The 22,401-nt window shown below is 43.6% G+C and carries 16 protein-coding genes and 2 pseudogenes; 2 read left to right on the top strand and 16 right to left on the bottom strand.

Annotation, left to right across the window (positions count from 1 at the left end):
- Positions 1 to 2: 2 nt before the first annotated feature.
- The 7 genes and pseudogenes from O9334_RS22880 to rpsO form a co-directional block, all read right to left on the bottom strand.
- A pseudogene (locus O9334_RS22880) lies at positions 3 to 92 on the bottom strand (Uma2 family endonuclease); the annotation flags it as partial.
- 159 nt (positions 93 to 251) lie between these two features.
- Positions 252 to 1,610 carry an SUMF1/EgtB/PvdO family nonheme iron enzyme gene (locus tag O9334_RS10230; protein WP_288000161.1) on the bottom strand — a complete coding sequence of 453 codons (1,359 nt, stop codon included), beginning with the start codon at positions 1,608 to 1,610 and terminating at the stop codon, positions 252 to 254.
- A 162-nt stretch (positions 1,611 to 1,772) separates the two neighbouring features.
- Positions 1,773 to 2,429 (bottom strand): annotated as a pseudogene (locus O9334_RS10225) (Uma2 family endonuclease).
- Positions 2,430 to 2,436: 7 nt separating this feature from the next.
- Positions 2,437 to 3,090, bottom strand: coding sequence for a Uma2 family endonuclease (locus O9334_RS10220; protein WP_288000157.1), 654 nt, complete (start codon positions 3,088 to 3,090; stop codon positions 2,437 to 2,439).
- Between the two features lie 64 nt (positions 3,091 to 3,154).
- Positions 3,155 to 4,210 carry a 3-deoxy-7-phosphoheptulonate synthase gene (gene aroF / locus O9334_RS10215; protein WP_045360366.1) on the bottom strand — a complete coding sequence of 352 codons (1,056 nt, stop codon included), beginning with the start codon at positions 4,208 to 4,210 and terminating at the stop codon, positions 3,155 to 3,157.
- A gap of 58 nt (positions 4,211 to 4,268) precedes the next feature.
- Positions 4,269 to 4,733 carry a PAM68 family protein gene (locus tag O9334_RS10210; protein ID WP_288000155.1) on the bottom strand — a complete coding sequence of 155 codons (465 nt, stop codon included), beginning with the start codon at positions 4,731 to 4,733 and terminating at the stop codon, positions 4,269 to 4,271.
- Between the two features lie 24 nt (positions 4,734 to 4,757).
- Positions 4,758 to 5,027, bottom strand: coding sequence for a 30S ribosomal protein S15 (gene rpsO / locus O9334_RS10205; protein ID WP_002738807.1), 270 nt, complete (start codon positions 5,025 to 5,027; stop codon positions 4,758 to 4,760).
- 284 nt (positions 5,028 to 5,311) lie between these two features.
- Here rpsO and O9334_RS10200 point away from each other — a divergent pair, with 284 nt between their 5' ends.
- Both O9334_RS10200 and O9334_RS10195 read left to right on the top strand, forming a co-directional pair.
- The gene (locus tag O9334_RS10200) at positions 5,312 to 5,641 is read left to right on the top strand and encodes an NAD(P)H-quinone oxidoreductase subunit M (protein WP_002738864.1); all 330 of its coding nucleotides are present in this window, start codon (positions 5,312 to 5,314) and stop codon (positions 5,639 to 5,641) included.
- A 198-nt stretch (positions 5,642 to 5,839) separates the two neighbouring features.
- On the top strand, positions 5,840 to 6,367 hold the full coding sequence (locus tag O9334_RS10195; protein ID WP_045360367.1) for a hypothetical protein: 528 nt from the start codon (positions 5,840 to 5,842) through the stop codon (positions 6,365 to 6,367).
- Positions 6,368 to 6,408: 41 nt separating this feature from the next.
- On the opposite strand, the gene O9334_RS10190 is transcribed toward O9334_RS10195, so the two are convergent.
- The 9 genes from O9334_RS10190 to O9334_RS10150 form a co-directional block, all read right to left on the bottom strand.
- Positions 6,409 to 7,188, bottom strand: a complete 780-nt coding sequence (locus tag O9334_RS10190; protein WP_045360368.1) for a pentapeptide repeat-containing protein — start codon at positions 7,186 to 7,188, stop codon at positions 6,409 to 6,411.
- A 436-nt stretch (positions 7,189 to 7,624) separates the two neighbouring features.
- Positions 7,625 to 10,723, bottom strand: a complete 3,099-nt coding sequence (locus O9334_RS10185) for an efflux RND transporter permease subunit (RefSeq protein WP_288000152.1) — start codon at positions 10,721 to 10,723, stop codon at positions 7,625 to 7,627.
- Positions 10,724 to 10,765: 42 nt separating this feature from the next.
- Positions 10,766 to 12,121: an efflux RND transporter periplasmic adaptor subunit gene (locus O9334_RS10180; protein ID WP_194013288.1), complete on the bottom strand. Its 1,356-nt coding sequence runs from the start codon at positions 12,119 to 12,121 to the stop codon at positions 10,766 to 10,768.
- A 60-nt stretch (positions 12,122 to 12,181) separates the two neighbouring features.
- Positions 12,182 to 13,483: an MFS transporter gene (locus O9334_RS10175; protein WP_288000149.1), complete on the bottom strand. Its 1,302-nt coding sequence runs from the start codon at positions 13,481 to 13,483 to the stop codon at positions 12,182 to 12,184.
- Positions 13,484 to 13,531: 48 nt separating this feature from the next.
- The gene (locus tag O9334_RS10170) at positions 13,532 to 15,163 is read right to left on the bottom strand and encodes an FAD-binding oxidoreductase (protein WP_288000144.1); all 1,632 of its coding nucleotides are present in this window, start codon (positions 15,161 to 15,163) and stop codon (positions 13,532 to 13,534) included.
- 80 nt (positions 15,164 to 15,243) lie between these two features.
- A complete protein-coding gene (locus O9334_RS10165) occupies positions 15,244 to 15,849 on the bottom strand; it encodes an isoprenylcysteine carboxyl methyltransferase family protein (RefSeq protein ID WP_002731647.1) in 606 nt (201 codons plus the stop codon).
- A 12-nt stretch (positions 15,850 to 15,861) separates the two neighbouring features.
- Positions 15,862 to 17,037, bottom strand: coding sequence for a type III polyketide synthase (locus tag O9334_RS10160; protein ID WP_193958744.1), 1,176 nt, complete (start codon positions 17,035 to 17,037; stop codon positions 15,862 to 15,864).
- A 49-nt stretch (positions 17,038 to 17,086) separates the two neighbouring features.
- Entirely contained in the window at positions 17,087 to 18,406 is a 1,320-nt protein-coding gene (locus O9334_RS10155) for a flavin-containing monooxygenase (RefSeq protein WP_288000142.1), read from the bottom strand.
- A 28-nt stretch (positions 18,407 to 18,434) separates the two neighbouring features.
- The gene (locus O9334_RS10150) at positions 18,435 to 22,397 is read right to left on the bottom strand and encodes a beta-ketoacyl synthase N-terminal-like domain-containing protein (RefSeq protein ID WP_288000140.1); all 3,963 of its coding nucleotides are present in this window, start codon (positions 22,395 to 22,397) and stop codon (positions 18,435 to 18,437) included.
- Positions 22,398 to 22,401: the final 4 nt, after the last annotated feature.

Raw genomic sequence — 22,401 nt, 5'->3', positions numbered from 1 at the left:
CACTAAGTTAAATTCTTTTCTGCCCTCACTTCATCCTCTTTAGCAGTGGCTAAAAATTCCTAGAGTTTAGTTTTGGGAACTAGGGGAAAAGTGCAGGGTAAGCGCATCTTAACAATCCTTGACAATTGTTAAGCAAAAATCGACCAAATGGGTCGAGTTCGCCCCTACAAAATCGACCCGCCCTTAGGCGGGAAAGAAAAGAAAAAAGAAAAAATAGGGAATGAGGGTAAAAGGGGAAAAAGGAAAAAGGGTTAGAGAGTTCTCCCGAATACGCAGACTACCCGAAAACCGTAATTGTTGATGCGGTTGACGCGGCGGAAGTAGTAGTCGTAGCGAATCGCGGAACGGCAGTAAGTAGGATTGTAGCCCCAGGAACCGCCCCGCAGAGGAGAACGATTATCATTACCATTTTCTCTCCAGACACTGCCATCCGTCGGCGCACCGTCATAGTTATCGTGCCAAGTATCGGCGCACCACTCCCGGACATTGCCGTGCATATCGTACAGTCCAAAGGCGTTTGGGGGAAATTGTCCCACGGGAGTTGTTTCGTTTCGATATTCTCCGTTCGGTTCATCGGCGTAGGTATTACTGGCATTGTAGTTAGCCAATTCCCCCGTAATGGTTTCCCCAAAGTAAAACGGGGTGGTGGTTCCAGCACGACAAGCGTATTCCCATTCCGCTTCACTCGGTAGTCGGTATTCCCGAACCGTTAGTTTTGATAATCTCGCACAGAACTCGATCGCATCGTACCAGTTGACTTGTTCCACGGGACGGCGATCGCTATCGGGACGGTCTTTAAAATAGGCTGGCTTGAAATCAAGGTCTTGTTTAACTTTTAAATCCGTGCGAGAGGCGATCGCTTTCCACTGGGCCTGGGTGATGGGGTATTTACCCATAAAGAAGGGTGGGACAGTTACTTCATGTTGTGGTCTTTCCCTTCTAAATCCTTCCCAATTAAATTTTTTAACCAGTCTTTCGATTTCCTCATCTTCTGTTCCCATCAGGAAAGTTCCCCCCGGAATGGCGACCATTTCTAAGGTGATGCCTTTGCCCAGATCTTCCCTGAAATATTGGGACTGTTTCGACTCTTTGTTAATTTGCTCACCCTTCGCATTTACTCCCACCACCTCAAAGTTAAATATTGATAAGGGTTGTTTTGGCTCTTCTGGTTCAAGCTTAAATTGATGGGTAATGGCTCTTTCTAGTTGCTCAAATCCGTCTTCTTCCCAATAATCAAGCCGGTGAATATCTCGCAGCTTCAAGCCAACTTCTGCACTTCGCAGATCAGGAATTTCGCATTCTTCTAACCTCATGGGAATAAAAAAAATTGTCCCCGGTAGCATCTCTCCCAAGGTATCAAGTGCAATCCTCAACTCCCGTTGGATGTATCCCTGCTTATTAGCTGATTTCGCTGACAGACAGGCGAGAAAAATCTGACTAGCTTTAATCGCTTTCGGAATTTCATCTCGCCAAATTTGACCCGGAATCAGGTCTTTTTCATCCAACCAAGGTTTATATCCCGCTTGCTTAAGGCGCTCATGCAGTGCCAAAACTGCTGGTTTGTCCTCACTAGCGTGAGCTAGGAAAATTTGGATATCTGACTTTTTCATAACTTTTTCTTATGACCACAAGTAGGGGAGAGCCAGATTAACTGGCAGAAAATCTCTAAATAAACCATTTAATTAATTATTACTCATTCTTAATTCTCCTGTCTCCTGACTCCTGACGACCGGCTCCTAACCCCACCAACAAACTTTTTCAGCAAACCCTAGTTAATTATTTTTAGCTAGTTGACTAACAACCCATGCTCTTAAATTCTTTTCTGCTTTAACTTCATCCTCTTTAGCAGTGGCTAAAAATTCCTAGAGTTTAGTTTTCGGAACTAGGGGAAAAGTGGGACTAAATTCTCCTTCCTGATAAACCCCCTTTTCTAACCGATAAATGCGCCAGATTTGTCCATTAAAACGCCATAATTCCGGCACTCCCAAACGGGCATAAAGTGCTAATTTATTAATATCCGTATGGGTTATATCCACTTCTACCACTAAATCTGGGGGCGGATCTTCAGTTAAATTAATTCTTTTTCCTAGCACTTTAGCTTGATTTTGAATGTAGTAAGCATTGTCGGGTTCTGCTCCTCGCTCTAAATCTTCCCTAGCTAGAGTTGTGGAACCCATACTTTTAATTTTTAAACCCAATTCTACCACCAAAATCCGAATAAATAATCCGATTAATTCTCGGTAAAACTCGTGTTCTTCTAGGGGCATAGTAATCTCTAAAGTACCACGATCATAAAATAAATGGGCGCGATTATTTTCCCCTATTGCCTGTAAAATTTGCTGATAGGATAACCAACTGAGATGATTAAAAACTACCCGTTTTTCGCCCCTAATTTGCTCAGTATTTAACTCTAGAGGAACTGTCACCATAATTACCTCAACTCTCAGCTAGTTGACTGACAACCCATGCTCTTAAATTCTTTTCTGCTTTAACTTCATCCTCTTGAGCAGTGGCTAAAAATTCATAGAGTTTAGTTTTGGGAACTAGGGGAAAAGTAGGACTAAATTCTTCTTCCTGATAAACCCCCTTTTCTAACCGATAAATGCGCCAGATTTGTCCATTAAAACGCCATAATTCTGGCACTCCCAAACGGGCATAAAGTGCTAATTTATTAATATCCGTGTGGGTTATATCCACTTCCACCACTAAATCTGGGGGCGGATCTTCAGTTAAATTAATTCTTTTTCCCAGCACTTTGGCTTGATTTTGAATATAGTAAGCATTATCCGGTTCTGCCCCTCGTTCTAAATCTTCCCTAGCTAGAGTTGTGGAACCCAGACTTTTAATTTTTAAACCCAATTCGGACACCAAAAAATAGATAAAACGTCCAATTAATTCTCGATAAAACTCGTGTTCTTCTAGGGGCATAGTAATCTCTAAAGTGCCACGATCATAAAATAAATGGGCGCGATTATTTTCCCCTAGGGCCTGTAAAATTTGCCGATAGGATAACCAACTGAGATGATTAAAAACTACCCGTTTTTCGCCCCTAATTTGCTCAGTATTTAACTCCAGAGGAACTGTCACCATAACTGCCCCGAAAAGCGAAATTTATGCCCAAAAAAGGGGGTTGATTCACCCCCTGATTATCTTATTAAACCAGTGCCGGAACCTGGGGCCAACGCCCGATCGCCTTACCAATGACCGCTAACTCCTGAGTTAATCGATCGAATCGGTCCGGAGTCAAGGATTGCGGCCCATCAGATAGGGCCTTCGCCGGGTTAGGATGTACCTCGATCATCAAGGAATCGGCCCCGGCTGCCAGGGAAGCCATGGCCATGGTCGGGACATATTCCCATTTACCCGTACCGTGGCTAGGATCGATCATGATCGGCAGGTGAGTTAAAGTTCTTAAAACGGGAATACAGGATAAATCTAGGGTATTGCGAGTATATTTACTGTCAAAGGTGCGGATACCGCGTTCGCAGAGAATGACATTGCTATTTCCTGCCGCGAGGATATATTCTGCCGCCATCAACCAATCTTCAATAGTGGCCGCCATGCCGCGCTTGAGTAGGACCGGTTTCGGTTGCGCCCCAACTTTTTTCAGGAGGGAAAAATTCTGCATATTGCGCGCCCCTACTTGCACCACGTCGGCTATTTCGACGATCTTATCGAGATCCGCCGCGTCCATTACTTCCGTGATAATACCCAAACCACTGGCATCTCTAGCCGCCGCTAGTAATTCCAAAGCGCTTTCCCCGTGACCTTGGAAAGCGTATGGAGAAGTGCGGGGTTTGTAGGCACCACCCCGGAGGAATTGCGCTCCGGCTGCCGCCACTCGTTTGGCAGTTTCCACGATCATCGCCTCATTTTCCACCGAACAGGGGCCGGCGACAATGCTAACGGTATGATTTCTGCCGATGGGGATAACACCGTTAGGAGTGGGGACTAAAACCTCGCTGTATTCCCCGTGACGGTATTCTAAAGAGGCGCGTTTGAAGGGTTGTTCGACTCGCAGGACGGTTTCGATCCAAGGGCTTAATTCTTGGATTTGTAGGGGGTCTAATTCCCTGGTTTCTCCGACTAAACCGATGACAACTTTATGCTTACCGACGATTTTTTCAGGACTTAATCCCCATGCCTCGAATTCGGCACTGACGCGCTCGATTTCAATTTCCGGGGAACCAACTTTCATGACAATAATCATGGCATTAACCCTTTATTTTTTTCTTTAATCTCTATTGTTGACGATTTCTAGAGGTTATCTATTTTTCTTCCACTTCTTTTTTGCCGGACCGCCACGCGGCGATCGTTCTGCCAAAATTAGCTTGAAATTCTTGCCATCCTAGCCAATCCCCCACCCGATCCTCATCCCAAGAAGCGGAGAAGATGCCATAACTCAGACCGATAAAACCTAGACCAAATAGGCTTAAACTGACGAGCATGGCGACGTAGGAAGGGATTTCGAGAAGATCGTGGCTAATAATCCAGTAGAAGCCAAAAAAGGAAGTTATCCCCAGTGCCGTCGGCAGGCCACAAAATACCGCCATCCGTTTGGCCATCCGTTGACTGACCACTTGCGGAATCGCCTTTAAGCTGGTTTCCTCGGAGCGATTTTTTAGGGGCGGTGGCACGGGACTAGGGGCAATTTTCGGGGTTTTTCGCTTATTTTGGCGCGGCTCAAAGGGGAGACGTTCTTTTTTCTCCGTCGATTTCGATTCAGAGGCCATGGTAGGGATGCAAAGGGGGTATGCTTAACGGCGAATTCCGAGACGACCAATCAGGGTTTGATAACGTTGTTGATCTTTCTTCTGAATGTAGGTTAACAGTCCCCGACGACGACCAATCATCTGGAGTAATCCCCGGCGGGAAGCATGGTCTTTCGGGTTAGCTTTCAGGTGTTCGGTCAGTTGGTTGATTCTCTCGGTTAAGAAAGCTACCTGTAACTCCGATGATCCTGTATCGGTTTCGTGGGCCTGATATTGGCTGATTAGTTCTTGTTTTTTGGTCTGGGTTAAGGCCATAGTACTCGTGATATCTGCTTAAACACTGCAATCTATCATAGTATCACGTTTCTGGTCGATCCGTAAACATTGTTCGGGAGACAGCCATCTCAGGGATCAGTGATCAGTTACCAGTTATCAGTGGGAGTATTAAGTGAGCAGTATGTGGGTGACAGTAACAGTGCTGTCTTTTCACTGATTACTGTTTACTGATTACTGATCACTGAAAAAAACTTCCCAATTCCCCATTGCCGCAAATCATGGCAAAATCTTAGACATAGCGTCTAACTTACCTTGAAGATTCCATGCTGTTAAAATCCACGACCCGTCATATTCGCATTTATACGGCTGAAGTAAAAAATAATCAATTAATCGAGAGTAACAATGTCTTGACTCTTGATGTGGATCCCGATAATGAATTTAATTGGGAAGAAGTGGCTCTCAATAAGGTTTATAGTAAGTTCGATGAATTGGTGGAATCCTACAATGGGGAAGAACTGAGCGAATATAATCTCCGTCGCATCGGTTCAGATCTAGAACATTTTATCCGTTCTCTCCTGCAAAAAGGCGAAATTAGCTATAATCTCAACGCCAGAGTACAGAACTATAGTATGGGTTTACCGAAATTAGGGTGAATAGTCGAGAAACCCCACGCTGTACTCTCAGGTTAGCGTGGGCGGAATTCTATTGCTAGGAGCCAAGGACGATTTGGCTACTGGAAAATTTTAATTGTTGCCAGAGATCGATCGTGGTAATTTAAGAAGGCGATCGGGGAACCCTAACAGGGAAGCTCCCGACCCTGCCCAAGGATTGTCTGTTTAACCATCTGTCCTATGTACAAGTCTATTAGTGTTTTAACGCTGCTGACGGGAATTATCGCCGTTGATGTGGTTTTAGCTCAATCCACTGTTAATCTTCCCATCAGAGTTAAACAGGGAGAATCCTACGAAGGATTATTGACTAGAGCATCGCAATTAGCCGAGAAAACTATCATCAGTCGTTTTAATCAACAACAGGGTCTTAATAAAATTGATTTATTAATAACGGCCGAAAAATCAGGAGCGATCGCACCTCTCCTGGCGGTAAAGGTGTCCCGTCAAGATTGGTTTGGCAACCCTAATATTCAACGCTGGACGAATGTTTTTCCCTTTGGCAAAGATATCCTCGGTTTTAGCTCTCCGGCACCTGTCGTCACCCCGAAAAGTCCCCCCGCTGCCGTTAATCCCAGTCCATCTCCAGCACCATCTCCCACCGCTACCACTCCTCCTCCTCCCCCTCCTTTACCCTTCGAGGATGAGCCGAATAATGCTCCCCAAATTCCTATTCCTAACCAAAGATTAACCAGTCCAGCTAATCGTTAATTGATAGGAAAAGGAAGGGCTTTCGGCCGATATATTAACTTTTAAGTGGCAAAACGGGGCTGAAACCAGTCTAGGGGAAAAATATCATCTTCTTGGGCGGTTTCTGTCCAACCGGTGACACTCTCAAAACAAGTCCCCGTCAAGTTAGCACCTCTCAAGTCCGCTCCCTGTAGATTTACCTCTTGTAAACGCGCTCCCGCTAGATTAGCACCCGCTAGATTAGCCCCGCGTAAATCACCACCCGTCAGACGTGCCTCGCTAAAATTAGCCCTTTCTAAATTAGCCCCCTGAAAGTCCACCTCTTTAACAAAAGAGCCGCTAAAATTGGCTTCCCTTGCGGAAATCTGACGACATTTAGCCCCACTTAACCGCGCTTCCTGCAAATTAGCCCAATTGAGATTGACTTTATCTAGGTTTGCCTCCAAGAGATTAACTAAGTATAAATTCGCCCCGCATAAATTCGCCCCGCATAAATTCGCCCCCCGGAGATTAGCATGGGAAAGATCCGCCCCACTTAATCGCGAGTTACGCAGGTTTGCCTGTACCATAAAGGCCCCGGTCAGATTGGCTTTGGTTAAGTCCGCTTCCACTAATTGCGCTTGACTTAATTTGGCATAGGTTAAATTCGCCCAATTCAAACTCGCTCCCCGCAGATTTGATTTAGTCAGAAAAGAGCGACTCAAATTAGTTCCGCGCAAATTGGCCGCCGCAAAATTGACAGCAATCAGAGTTACTTGTTGTAGATCTAGACTCATCAAGTCAATGGCTAAAAAATCCCGCTCTCCTTGTTCGTAGAGTCTTAGTAACTGATTAACTTTCATCTCCCTTCTTCTACTTTAAGATGGTGGTTAAGAAGTAATCAACAAAAGCACCTAAAAACTCTGTCCGATAACTAACTAAGCTTTTAGATGAGAAATTTACGAGCCTCTATTTTGAGTTTATGTAAAGTTTTTTATCGATTTTTTAAGAGAAGATAACCCGAACAGCAAGTTAATTTTAATCATAGTTAAATAGCTTGGCTAAAACAGTTTGACTGGTTTTCCCAATTCTACCCCAGTCCATCGGCTAATTAGTATCTGAAACTACTCTTGTTAAAAAACTTATCTATTGTTCAAACTCGATTATATTTAACCCAGCCAATTATCCCTATTTTCTCGGATCAGGGCGGTGGAGCCGAGAGGACTTTCAGGCTATTTTTACCCAAATCAATAGAGACGTTGCCCAGCAACGTCTCTACAAAAGTGGTATTTAATCAAGCTACTCAGAAACAGACAGAGGGGAAACCTTTTGGGCTTGAGCGAGATAGTACCATCCCGACGGGACAAATACCAGTGCGCTTAAGGTGGTTCCGACCACCCCGATGGAAATACAGATAGCGAGGGGTTCCCAAAAAGCGCCGCCGTAGAGGAATAATGGCACAAATCCCGTCACGGTGGTTAAGGTAGTGGTAAGAATGTGACGGGTGGAAGCAATGACCACTTCCCGGATTGCCTTGCGTTGGCGTTGAAGATGGGGGGGTAAAGCTTGTAAAGCCGCCACCACGACAATAGAGTCATTAACGGAAACCCCAACTAAGCCGATAGTGCCTAAAATGGACATGAATCCCAAGGGATATTCAAATAACCAGAGGGAAAATAAGGCTAGTCCAATTGAACTAATACCGACGACAGTAACTAGGGCAGCAAGACGGAAGGAGTTAAAAGAAAGAACAAGGGTTGATAGCATTAGAATCGCCAAGACTCCCACACTAGCAATTAGATTAGCCACAGCTGTATCTCTTTCTTCTTCCTCTCCGCCAAATTCGAGCCGATACCCTGCCGGAAGGGAAAATTTGCCCGATTCTAAGTTTTGGCGAAATTCGTCTAAAACCGTTGCAGCGATCGCATCAGCTTGAACATAGGCCTTCACCGTATTAATTCGCTTGCCATTTCGTCGAGGAATCGTGGCTAATTCGGGGAGAAAATCAAATTCTGCCACGGAGGAAAGGGAAATATTCGCCCGTTCAGCAGTGGCGGAATTACCGAGAATATTTAAAGAGGCAATTTGTGGCAGTTGCTCGCGATCGCGATTAGCGACTCGGACTCGTACGGGTAATTCTTCCGTTGCTTCTAAAATCGAGCCACCTACAGAACCTTCTAAAAGGTTATCCAATTGACTTGCGATCGCCGCATTATCCAAACCAATCAGTCGAGCTTTTTCTTCATTAATTTTTAAGGCTAATTTAGCTTGAATTTCACTTAAATCAGCAACAGAATAGGTTATTTCGGGTATTTTTGCCAGTTCTTCCCGTAGGGACTCGCCAATTTTCCTTAACATCTCCAATTCTGAGCCATAAACCCTAATTTCGATCGGGGCGCCCACCGGTGGACCCTGTTCTAGGGGGCTGACTAATACCCTTGCCATCGGTAGAGCTTGACTTAATTGTTTTTGTAAGGTTTCGATCAATTGGGGTTCATCAGAAACTTGCCGAAGTTGAATCAATGCTTGGGCAAAATTAGGAGAGTCTTTGACGCCATCGGAGAGATTATAGTAGAAGGGGGGAGCATTACGCCCTAAAAACCAGTGAACTTCCCCAATTTCTCGATGATCTAGCAGTATTTTTTCAGCTTGAGCCACTTTTACCTGAGTTACTTCTAGGGTTGTGGTGGGGGCCAGTTCGATTTCTAGGGTTAACTGATCTCGTTCTGCCGGGGGAAAGAATTCTTCTGGGAGAGTGCCGGCGACAACAAAGCCAGTAATTGGGATAATCAAGCCAATAACCAGACCTAATACGGGAAAATAGAGAATTAACTTCAAAATTTGGCGATACAAACCCGTTAGGAGCGGTAAATTAATTCCCGTATCCCACCAATGGGTTTTTGTCTGGTGCGAGCGATGAGTCAGTTGATATAAACGTAAACTGAGGACAGGAATAATCGTTAGGGACAAAATTAGAGAACTAACCAAGGCTAAGATCACTGTTTGGGCGATAGTACGCACGAATTCGCCAGTGCCTCCTTGCAAAAGAGCGATCGGCATAAAAGACAAAATCGTGGTTAGGGTAGAAGCTAAGAGGGGAATCCCTAACTGTTTAACGGTTTCAGCAACAATATGTTGGTGAGCTATTCCGGTCCGTAGTCCTTTTTGCAGTTCATCGACAATCACAATAGCGTTATCGATCAAAAGTCCCAAAGCAATAACAATTCCTGTCACCGACATTTGATGTAGGGGAATTTGCCAGAGATTCATACCGGCAAAGACCATCAGGATCGATAATGGCAGGGATACACTTACTACCAAGGCGGACTGCCATCCCATCATCACAAAAGCTGTCCCCATGACACAGAGTAACCCTAGGATCATGTTGCTGAATAATCCATCGAGTCGGTTAGCCACATAACGATTTTGGGCAAAAATTATCTTGAGGCTCACACCTTGGGGGAGAGAAGGGCGAAACAGGTCTAACTTGGCCTGGGCTGCCGCTGTCCATTCGTCTATGCGTTGCCCCGATTCCATCATAGCGGCCACCACAATAGCCGGTTTACCGTTAATAATGGTTAGTTCTGGTGGTGGTTCTTGAATTCCCTTGGTAACTAGAGCGATATCTCCTAAACGGGTAAATTGTCCATCATTACTGTAACGAATCGGAATGGCTCGAATCCGAGAGAGTGATTCTAAACTGGTATCGACTTCCAATAATAAATTATTGCGATTACTGCGAAGTTGTCCGGCGGCGACCTTGGCATCACTGGTTTGAATTTGTTGGGCAACTTCGACGGCGGTTAGGCCCAGAGAGGATAATTTCACCGGATCGATTTCGACTAAAATTTCCTCGGCCGGAACCCCGACTAACTCGACCCTTTCGGTTCCCCAAAGGGCTTCTAATTCATCGAACAGTTCTTGGCCAAGTCGGCGTAAAATAGCGTAATTAGGAGCGGTATCTAGATCCCAAAGGATGGCAGTCAATAAACTAAAGGCTTTACTATATCCTTCTTCGTATAAGGGTCTTTGGGCTTCTGGGGGTAGTTGCGGGATGACATCGGTAATCCGATCGCGAATGCGTGACCAGACGGGATCCACATCAGTCACTTCATCTTTAAGTTCAATATTGACCGTGGAACGCCCTAATTCTGAGGAGGACTCAATCAGGCTAATTTCTTTGATGCTAGAGAGAGATTGTTCAATTTTTTCGGTCACTAGGGATTCGACCCGATAAGGACTGGCACCGGGTAAATTGGTGGTAATGGTGGCACCTCGATTAATTGTTTCGGGATCTTCCATGCGCGGCAAAATTTGAAAGGAAGACAATCCCCAGACAATAATCAGAATTAAGGTAAGAATTAGTAATCTAGGTTTACGTTCAAATAAGTTATTCATTGGAGATTATTAGGGATAATAAAGCTGATTAATGACCGCTGACTACCAAATTTCCACCATTTGCCCGGGTACAATGCGGTGAACCCCTTCGACGATCACCCGATCACCGGAGGTGAGCGTCCCGCGCACCAACAAGCGATCACCTTGAATCGCTAGAACTTCTAAATCTTGGCGTTTGACGGTAAATTGTCGAGGATTATCGGGATTAGCTTCTCCTAGAACATAGGAAGACCATAATCCTCTCGTGCCTTGTACTAAAGCTTCTGTGGGCAACCAATAGCCCGATTGTGGAACTGATTGAGATAATTCTAGGCTGACCACTTGCCCCGGAATCAGGCCCTGAGTCTGATTTAAACTTAAAATAACCGTGGCGGTACGGGTAGTTGGATCAATTTGGGGCAAGGTTGAAGTGACTTGTCCTGTTAATATTTTGTTACCAATTTTTAAACGATGTTTACTGCCAATTGGTAAGTTTTCGGACTGGTCAATGGGAACCCCTATACGCGCTTCCAGTTTATTACTTTCCACTAAACGAACGATCGGATTACTTGCAGAAACAACAGTGCCAATATTGACGTGAAGGAGGGCAATAGTGCCATCGTAGGGGGCTTGAAGTTGGCTTTTCTCAATCTCTAATTTAATATTCTTCAGTTGGGCATCAAATTGGTCAATAACGGCTTTTTGCAGAGAAATCAATTCGGGACGAGTACCAGCTTTGAGTTCATCTAATTGACTTTGGGCTTCATCAATTCTCGCTTGTTGTGCATTAACATCTGTTTGCACTTCTTCGAGTTGTTCTCTAGTAATTGCCCCTTCTTGATACAATCCTAGCCGTCTTTGGTATTTAGATTGGGCTAAAGCTAATTGTTCCCTGAGATCTCGGACTTTTGCTTGGGCTGCAGCGATACTTTCTTTCCTGGAACCAGCTTGTAATTCTTGCAGTTTAGCCGTCGCTTGCGATCGCTGGGCGATGAGTTCTTGTTTTTGTGCTTCTAAATTGCGTGTATCTAGAGTAGCAATTAAAGTACCTCTGCGTACCTCTTGACCCTCTTGAACCAATAAACTAATTAATTGTCCCGAACGCTCAAATCCTAGTTCACTTGTCCGTTTAGCCACAATATTACCGGTATAACGGCGCGGTTCTTGGTGATGGGTGACAGGACTTAAAGTTAAGGTTCGCACCGGTAAGGCTGCCGTCTTGCTCTTATCGATTGCTAACGAAGCGGTTTCTTCTGAGGTGGTGGATTCAGAGGTGTCTTCTAAGAGGACATTACGCAGGGTAGGATAGGCAAAAACCGAGGTGGCCGCTAGGATACCAGTAATAATTAATCGCCAGGGCAATCGCAGTTTTTTGATGGCAGTTTCTTGCTGTTTAGTGACGGGATTGGGGGAAGTCATAATCTAGTTCCAAATGAGTAGGGTTTTGTCAAGAGTAATAACAGATTAGCGAGGAAAGAACTATTTTTTGATCGCATAAGGCCGTAGGACAAAAGCCGCTGCTAGGGATAATATACCGGCGGACAAAAAGGCAATTTGTACCCCCCAGGGGTTATCAGGAGTTTTCCCGAAAGAAAGGATTAATCCTGTTAGAAAAGACCCCGCACCTTGGCTAAATTGAATTAGTAGCCCCCTAGTTCCAAAAAATATTGCTTCTCGTCCCATTCCCTGTTGCTCCGCATCTTGATCGATAATGTCCGATAACATGGCATTCGGCAGACTAAAAAAGCTGGCTAGGGCTAAATTAGCGATGATCGAAAGGATTAACCAGGGAATCAAAGAATCTTGCCACCAAAAACGACCACAGGCCATGGCAATCATACCCAGACCAACCCAGATTAAAGAACCTTGAAAAACCAGTTTTTTGCCATATTTTTGCGCTAAGGGTAAAACCAGGGTAAATCCAGCCAAGGCACTACCGACGATAATAGTATTAATCACGGCGGCAAAACTTACCTCTCGTTTGAGGAGAGCAATTACTAAAAAAGTCGGAATCACCGAGATAATACTAATCACCATCCACGCCAAGATCATGGTGATCATATAGATACAAAAAGTCCGATTGGTAAAAGCCGCCGTTAAGGTGGTTTTAAAGTTAGGATATTTCCCCTTAGAAGGAGTATATTCTTCTTTTTCTAGCAAGGGCATAGCTAGAGTAATTAGCCCAATAAGACTAATAGCAATACCCATTCCCTGAAAACCATAGCTATCAGTTAACCAAGGGGCAATAATCCCACCAATGGTGGCACCAACTAAACCAAAAATTCCGATTTGAGTTGATAATTTAACCCTTCCTTCTGGGCTTTTAGCGAGAGTGGGCAACCAGGCTAAATAGGGAACATGATAGGATGCCATACCCACATAAAACACCCAAAGCATGGTGACTAAATAAATGAAGTAAGTGGTTTGATTTAAGTTATTAGGGGGATTAAACAACAGGATAAAACCACCAATTAAAGGGACTAAACTGGCCAGTATAAATGGTCTTCTTTTGCCCCAAGGACTCCAAAAGCGATCGGAAAAATAACCGACTACTGGCTGCACAAAAGCCCCAGCAATACGGCTAATCATTATCGCTATCCCCACTAAAGCAGAGGGCAATAAAATGGATAAGTTATAGTCATTGGGAATGCCGGGGTCGTAGCGATAAATTAGCATGGTTAGAAGGGCATTGTTAACGATAAAGTTACCAAACCAACCAGTGATATAAGGAAGATAATCTATTCGGAGATGTTGCCATTTGCTGGAAGTGCTAGAAGTCATTAGAATTGGGGGAGAGATGGGTAGTTAGCAGTAGATTGTTAGGCTTATTTAAAGAAATTCGTAGCGACCGGGTGAGAGAATGCGATGGGGATCCAAGCTGTCTTTAATTTTCTGGATTAAGCAACTATAATCGTCTTGGGCTACGGGTAAACTATTCATAGAGTGGGTACTAAGACGATAGGGATAATAGCCTTGATTGATCAATTCTGCCAACATTTCATCGTGACAATTTAAGGCTTTTTGGTCTTCGCCTTCTAGCAATCGATCATAAAAAATGGCAGCATTGATGTTAATATTGCGCTCGGTAACACAGTTAATGCCGATATTGGGTTCATAACCATATTTTTGAGCGATGCTGCTGATAATATTGAGAGCATTTCTGAGATGATTTCCCAGAAAAGGAACAGCGGGAACACACCAAATCATGCCACAGGCATCCAGGTCTAAATTCAACCTATCGGTGGGGGGCGTTTTTTTGCGCCAATAGGCCATCTTCAGCACTTTTTCGGTAATCATTCCTCGTTGGGGATTTTTGTGATAAATTAAATCCACCTTGTCCTTAATTTCCACACCAGTAAATACTTTAAAAACGGGACTCATTTTGCTGGCCATTTTGAACTTATTTTCATCAAAAAACATAAGTTTATTGACAATTCCTTTCAAGGCTTTTTCAATTAGTTTTCTTTCGACTTTTCCCTGTTCTGGTGAAGCCGAATATAAAGCTCCTTCTCCTATCCAAACACCGCCACCCCATTGATGACTTAATTGTTCTAATAAATCGGGGGGTAAAGGAGTTTTTTCTTGGCATTCCTGCCAGGGATATTGTTGTTGAATAGACAACATTCGGTAGTTATTATTAATGTGGAAGGTGGTTTTAATTACCCCTGCCATTTTCAGTTGACGTAGTTTGTCGATCAATAACTCTAATTTATTTTCCTGATCGATGCTATAGAAAAAAGCCTGAAAATATTCAGGATAGGGGGTTAACCAAAAAGTCATTTTGGTGACAATTCCCAGGTTAGATTGGGTAAAAATTCCATCAAAATAAGGACCGACTCCCCAACGATTGACCGCCCCTATTTGGGAGTTTTCAAAGCGATTAAATCCCGTATGAACACATTCACCGGTGGGCAAAACTACTTCCATTCCACAGACATGATTAAAGCGATCGCCCAAAGGTCCTTTGGCTTCACCTCGTTCGAGAATATTGCCAATAATACTAGAATCAGGAGTCGAACCGGTGACACTCATTAATAATTTATTGCCATTTTTTTGCAAAAAATCGTAGAGTTGTCGCTGAGTAACACCGGCTTCAATAGTTACATAAGCTAGGGTTTCATTGTAATCCAAAATCTGATTTAATCGACTCAAATCCATTAAAACCGAACCGGTGCGGCTAGGAACTCGCGAACCATAACCCCAATTTTTACCTGTACTAATAGGATAGACAGGGGTTTGATAGCGATTAGCAATTTTTAGAGATTCTTGGACTTCTTGACGATTACCTGGGCGAATAATTGCCGGGATTTTAGCATGGGTTTCGTAGGTAGCGGTCTCGGCTTCTAGGCGTTTTTTGTTATCGGTGCTGACATATTCGGAGCCTAATAAATTTTCCCATTCTTGTAGAGCGTTAGTTAAATTGTCGCTAATAATATTTTCGGAAACAATTAGAGAGTCCATAGTATTTTTTTTCTCCTTGAAATTCAGGTATGAGGGGTAATTAAAGGGCCGTAGGGAACCGGCCCTGCTATCCGTGGCAATTAACTTTTAAGCGGTTGCTGTTTGCGAGAGAAAATTGCGCTAAAACTAGGAATAAAACGGGGAGTATTGGCAAAAACTGCTTGATAATTGGTGTCTTGACTCAAAGCTTCTTCTTCAGCCGGAATGCGTTGGATTAATAACCAAGCATTCAGGAGACTAAAGACTATAGATGTCAGATAAGCGGTATGAAACAGGGGAACCACCGCTAATTCCGTGATCATGGCCCACCAGTTAGGATGACGGATATATTGATAAATGCCATTGTCGATCACGGGTGTCTGAGGAACCGTGACCACCTGATGAATCCAGCGATCGCCCAAGGCTTCAATGGAGGCATAGCGGAGCTTTTGAGCTAAAAAAGTAGTAATTAGGGAAAATAAAGCCAATGCTGGAATAAAAGGTCGATCGAGCAGATAAACTTCCCCGATCATGCAAAGCATCCAGCTAGATTGGAAAATCTTGACGAATCCCACATAATTAGAACTATGCAGTTTGCCACCTTCCGCTAAGACTTTGGCCATATTCTGTTTACTCAGACGAGTAACGCGCACTCGTTGGACAATAATGTAACTAATCAGGGCAATGAAAACTATTTGGCTTAACATCCTTAAATATCCTTAGAATTGAACTAAAATGGCTTCTTGAGCAAATCCAGGCCCCATGGAAATTATTAATCCGTAGGAACCCGTGGGAGGATGGGGACGGGAGAGGGTTTCATCGAGAATGCAGAGGATAGTAGCAGAGGCAATATTGCCAATTTCTGCCAAAATATCCCAACTAACCTGTAAAACATCCGGTTCTAACTGAAATTCTTCAACTATTGCATCGAGAATCTTTGGACCCCCCGGATGCACCATCCAACAGACAATTTCCTCGAGGGAAACTCCTGTTTTTTCCAGTAAAGATGTCACCGCTTTTCTCACCCCACCCTTGACGTAATCAGAGACTTCTGGGCGAAGAATTTGGCGAAAACCGTAGTCTGTTAAAGGTAATGCCATTAAATGCTCTGTGTGGGGCATTAACAGCGATTGAGTGCCGATAATCTTCAGTTTTGCTTTACCTTGCTTGACTAAGGGATGTTCATCTCCCGCTAAGAGAACCGTGCCGACTCCATCGCCAAATAAAGCCGCTACCACAAGGGTCATAATGATATTGCTATATTGAGACGGATCTTCGGGTAATTGTCCCAATAATTCCGTTAAATCGCTATGAATTGACCCTTGCCAAAGGCCAGAGGAGGGATCGGTGGTAAACAAAATCGCTGCTTCGGTGGGATGTCCTTGCAGATAATCGTTTACTCTGGCTAATCCTTGGGCGCCTCCCAAACAGCCGACACCGGATAACGCTTGCCGCTTGATATCGAGGGAAAAATCTAGACGATTGAGGAGTAAACTTTCTAGGGAGGGAACGGAAGGAAGAACAGTAACGGAAGTAACTAGGGAGATTTCTTTGGGAGAAAGAGCTGCTTTTTTGAGCAAATTAGTTACTGTCGATGTTACTAAATCCATAGTTAGATCGACCATTTGACGAAAGGGTTGGGCGATCCCGGGAGGATTATCGGCATCGAATTCATCTAGGGGAATAGTGAAGTATCGCCCTTGAATTTTGACATTACTGAAAAAACGATGAATTTGTTCTAAATCAAAAAAGGTTTGTTCCTGGAAGTCGAGATGATTTTCTCGGCAATAATCTTGAAGAAGATTAGCACAATGATTTCTGATATTGACTTCTAGAACTTCTTGGGGATAGTAATGTTCTGGAAAACCAGTAGCTGTCTCAATAATGTAGGGCATTGGAGTTAAAAGAGAGGGATTTCAGGGGGGGAGAATTATGCTGGGAGATTTAAGCCAGTAATCGGCGAGCTAATCCTTGGGCTTGGCGTATATAACCCAATTTGTCAATCACTAAGGAGTGAGTACCGCTATGGTGTTTATTGTCGGCGCTTAAATTGGCACTAATTTGACGTTTTAGCTTTTCAAATTTATAGACAAACCGGGATTTTTTATCCTGAGCTTGTAGATAAGCGGCCACTAAATTACTTTGTTCTTCAAATACTCGCCAGTGGGTGCCAGTGGGATGAACCATTCCGATGACAAACAGGTTATTTTCCTCTGGGTGAAAAACATTCATATAGAGGTTAGGCTGGGTGGTTCCTTCTTGCCAATTTAAATCCGATTTGTCAATAAAAGAAAATTCAATTTTGTAACCAGTGGCGTAGATAATCAGATCAATTTCTTCTGTACTGCCATCGGCAAAAATAACATTCTTTCCGTCTAATTCTTGGATATTAGGCTTATGGGTGACATCTCCATGCACATAATAACGATAGATTTGTTGGTCACTGTTGGGAATAATTAGACCGTTACTTTTACAGTCTGTAGGAATATTGAGCTTTTTGAGATTAACTCCTTGTAAGAATAGAGCTATTGGTGATAATAAAGCCATCATTTTCATGTGTTCTTGGGCTGGAATTAGATTCATGATTGGCGTGTTAATCATCACCCATTCTGGGGGCAAACCGAACAAAAATTTCGGCATACAGAGAAAGCCACGGCGGGTACTATGGAAAGTTTTACTACCATTAATAGCCGCTTCGACTACTAAATCCATGGCTGATTGTCCCGCTCCAACTACTAGGACTTTTTTAGCATTTAGTTGAGCGGGATTATCATAATCTTTTGAATGGATAATTTCCCCGTCAAAATGCCCAGAAAATTGAGGAATATTCGGTTTACTATGATAACCACTAGCGATTAAAACCCCTCGGTATCGTCTGGTTTCTTGGTTGCTAAGGGTGACATCCCAAAAGTTACCCACCTTTTTTACTTTCTCCACGCTGAGATTAAATTCCATGAAATCATAGAGATTAAAATGAGCGGCATAATTGCGAAGATATTCATAGACTAACCGATGATTGGGATAATCGGGGTAATCTTTTGGCATGGGAAAATCGGAAAAAGGTTGTGTGGTTTTATGACCAATCAGATGTGTATTTTTATACATTGGACTATCGGGACGATCATAAATCCAAATACCCCCAACATCCTGGGCAGATTCGATAACATTAAAGGGAATTTTGGCTTTGCTTAAGGCTCTAGCCGCCGCTAATCCTGCGGCACCAGCCCCAATAATACAGTATTGCTCTTTGTAATCTAAAGTCATGATTTTTCTCCCTTGAATAATTGGTTAATTAGGCAGTCATTTGTTCAGGAAACTCTCGTAAACTTTGGCAAATTATTTTCATAATTTTCTCCGTATGTTGATTGATAAAGAAATGTCCTCCTGGTAAGGTATGCAGGACAAAATCTTGATTGGTTTGCCGTTGCCATTGTTGTAATTGATCGGCAGAAACCTTGGCATCGTTGTGGCCTCCAAAAACGGTAATAGGACAATTTAAGGGTTGACCTTGTTGATAAGAATAGGTCTCTAGGAGTTTGAAATCTGCTCGTAAAATTGGCAAAAAAGCCGCCATTAAATCGGGATGTTTGAGGAGAGTTTCTGGGGTTCCTTGAAAATGACCTAAAGCTGTTAAAAATTGCTCATCTCCCAGACGATGAATGGGTAAATCAGGATTGACAATTTGAGGCGCTCGAAATCCAGACATAAATAAATGTTGGGGTAGATTTTGCCGAGTTTTAGCTAATTCTCTGGTTAATTCAAAACTGATTAAAGAACCCATGCTATGACCAAAAAAAGCATAAGGTTGGTCTAAATAGGGAGTCAGAATCGGAATGAGACGATTAATCAGGGATTTTAGCGATGTAATCGCAGTTTCCTGAAGACGCGTTTCGCGTCCGGGTAGTTGAATCGCCCACAATTCCACTTGCTTGGGGCAGTAATTCAGCCAATTTTGGAATACGGAGGCACCCCCACCGGCGTAGGGAAAACAAAATAGACGAATGTGGGCGTTAGGATTAGCTTGTTTGCGAATTAGCCAAAGTTTCGGATCATTAGAGATATTTTCGGCTTTAGTCGTCTTGATTGGTTTTTTCTGTTTTGAGGGGAGAGGAGTTTTATTGCTAGTTGCAGGTTGGGAATTTTGGGTGATTAAGTTGAATATTTGCGGTAAAAACTGCTCAATACTCAATCCCGCTAGGTATTCCACGGGAACAATAATTTTTAAATCCTCCTCTAGTTGACGTCGTAATTGACTGGACATGAGAGAATCTAAGCCTAAACTAGAGAGCGGTTGCTTGGTATGTAGCTTGACCACGGATAAACCAGTAATCTGTTCTAAAACACCGATAATGTAGGTTTCTAGTTGTTTAAGCTGTTTCTCTGCGGGTGTGGCCAAAAGAGAGTCAAGGGTAATTAGATGACCAGAAGATGACGCGGTGGTGGTTTTGACAACCTCCGGCGGTTGCGGCGGTGTTTCTACGAGATATTTCGACAATTTAGGCAATAATTGCGCTTCTTCTGGGGTCAAGTCGCCTGTTTTTAGCCAATAACTACTTCTTTCAAAGCTGTAAGTCGGTAAGATACAGGGTTTACTGTCTTGATTGGCCGTTATCTCTTGCCAATTCAGGGCGAATCCCCGCAGATAAAGCTGACTGACACTCTCGAGAATCTGTTGTCGGTCAGAGGTTTGACGACGCAAACTGGGCAACCAAAGACAAGAATAATTTTTATCCAGTAGGCTGCCCATGCCCGATAAAACGGGATGGGAGCCGCATTCGACAAATAGCTCATAACCGTTGTCCAGTAAGGTTTTTATCCCATCGGCAAAGCGAACAGAACACCGGAGATGACGACACCAATAATCGGGAGTAGTGACCTCAAAATTGACTAAGTTGCCATTAAGGTTAGAAATTAAGGCTCGTTGGGGGGGATGATAGGTGATAGTTTCGGCAATTTGTCGGAACTCGTCTAAAATCTCCTCCATCAGAGGGGAATGAAAAGCTTGAGAGACATTTAACCGGGTAATCTTCAGATTTTTGACCTGAAGCTGTTTTACCAGGGTTTCTATGGTCTCTGCAGCACCGGACAGGACAATATTATCCTGACCATTAATAGCGGCAATAGCTACCTGAGATTGATAGGGGGCAATTAAGGGAGTAATTTCAGCTTCACTAGCCGAGATAACGACCATTGAACCACTTTTTCCCACAGAATCCATCAATTTAGCCCGATAGAAGACTAATTTTAAGGCATCTTCTAAACTAAAGACTCCAGCAACACAGGCGGCCACATATTCCCCTAAACTATGACCCATAACCCCATGGGGGGTAATTCCCCAGGATTCCCAGAGTTTAAAAAGGGCGTATTCGAGAGCAAATAGGGCAGGTTGGCTGTAAAAAGTTTGATTGAGATGATTTTCTTGGTCAATAATCTCCGTTAGGCAATAGTCGCCATATTGACGGAGAATCTCAGCACAGCGATCGAGTGTTTGACGAAATAGAGGATAACATTGGTATAGTTCCCTTCCCATACCGGGGTATTGAGAACCCTGTCCCGGAAAGAGAAAGGCAATTTTTGCCCGATTTTTGCCATTAAATTCACTTTTTTGGCGAAAAGAACTGGGTTCACCTTGAACGAAAGCGGCTAATTTTTCTTGAAGTTGGCAGTGACTAGAGACAATACAGGTGAAACGATGGGGTAATTGGGAGCGACTGCGATTGCTAGTAGCACAAATGGAGCTTAAAGCGACATTTTTCGCATTTTCTAGGTAATTTACGTATTTTTGGGCTAGTTTGATTAAAGCCGATTCAGTCTTGGCTGAGAGGGTGAACAGATAGGGCGATGAATCAGGTGCCGCAGTGGTTTGAGGTTCGTAAGGGTATTCTTCGAGAATAATATGGGCATTAGTGCCATTTAAGCCAAAAGAACTAACTCCAGCTAAACGAGCAGAATTTTCACTAACCCATTCACGGTTTTTAGTCGGAACTTTCAGCGGTTGATTTTCCCAGTCTAGATGGGGTGTCGGTTGCTGGAAGTGGAGATGGGGGGCAATTTGTCGATGTTGCAAGCATAAAATCACTTTCATCAGTCCGGCAATACCAGCGGCCGCTTCTAGATGGCCGATATTGGTTTTGACGGAACCAACCCAAACCGGTTGGGGATTTTTAGCAAAAACTGTCGATAATGCACCTAATTCAATGGGATCGCCCAAAGAAGTGCCAGTTCCATGGGCTTCAATATAGCTAATATCCTCTGGCTTTACCTGAGCATTTTTTAAAGCTTGACGAATCAATTGTTCTTGACTAAGTTGATTGGGAACTGTTAAACCGCTACTCGTACCGCCATGGTTAACGGCCGAACCTTTAATTAGTCCTAAAATCAAGTTATTATCCCGAATAGCCGCAGATAAAGACTTTAAAACTATAATACCGCCGCCTTCTCCCCGCACATAGCCATTCGCTGTTCTATCAAAGGTTTTACAACGACCGTCAGGAGACAACATCTGGGCGCGGGATTCCATGATAGTAACGAAGGGGGTTAACATTAGGTTGACTCCCCCGGCTAGGGCAACTTCACACTCGTTATTGCGTAAACTTTGGCAAGCTAAATGAACAGCGACTAAAGAGGAGGCACAAGCAGTATCAACCGTTAAAGTTGGGCCATGAAATCCAAAAAGATAGGATAAACGTCCCGAAGCTACACTTTTAGCATTTCCCGTTCCCGTATAGGCATCAATCAGATCGGGATGATGGCTAAAATGGGAGTAATCTTGAGTCATCATGCCGATAAATACCCCTGTTTGACTTCCTCGCCGATTTAAGGGTGATATTCCCGCATTTTCCAGAGCTTCCCAGGCTAGTTCCAGCAGTAATCGCTGTTGCGGATCCATTTGTGCCACCTCCCGGGGAGAAAGACCAAAAAAATCAGCGTCAAATTGATCTATCGGTTGATTTAAGAAGCCACCGTGACGGGTATAGACTTTTCCCCTTGCATCGGGCTTAGGATCGTAATAATTGTCAATATTCCAGCGTTGCGGCGGAATTTCGCTGATGGCATCGGTTCCTGATTGCAATAATTCCCAAAAAGTTTCCGGTGAATTAGCTCCCTGGGGAAAGCGACAGGACATACCAATAATTGCAATTGGTTCATTCTTAGCTTTTTCTAGGGTATGTAGCTTAGTTTTTAAGACCTTAATTTGATTTAAGGCATCTTTTATTAAGCTCATTTGATCGGTTTTGGCAGGTATTTGTGTCATGGTA

Origin of the sequence: Microcystis sp. LE19-8.1F (assembly GCF_027531715.1) — a bacterium.
GTDB lineage: Bacteria > Cyanobacteriota > Cyanobacteriia > Cyanobacteriales > Microcystaceae > Microcystis > Microcystis wesenbergii_A.
This window is presented reverse-complemented; position numbering and strand designations above follow the sequence as displayed.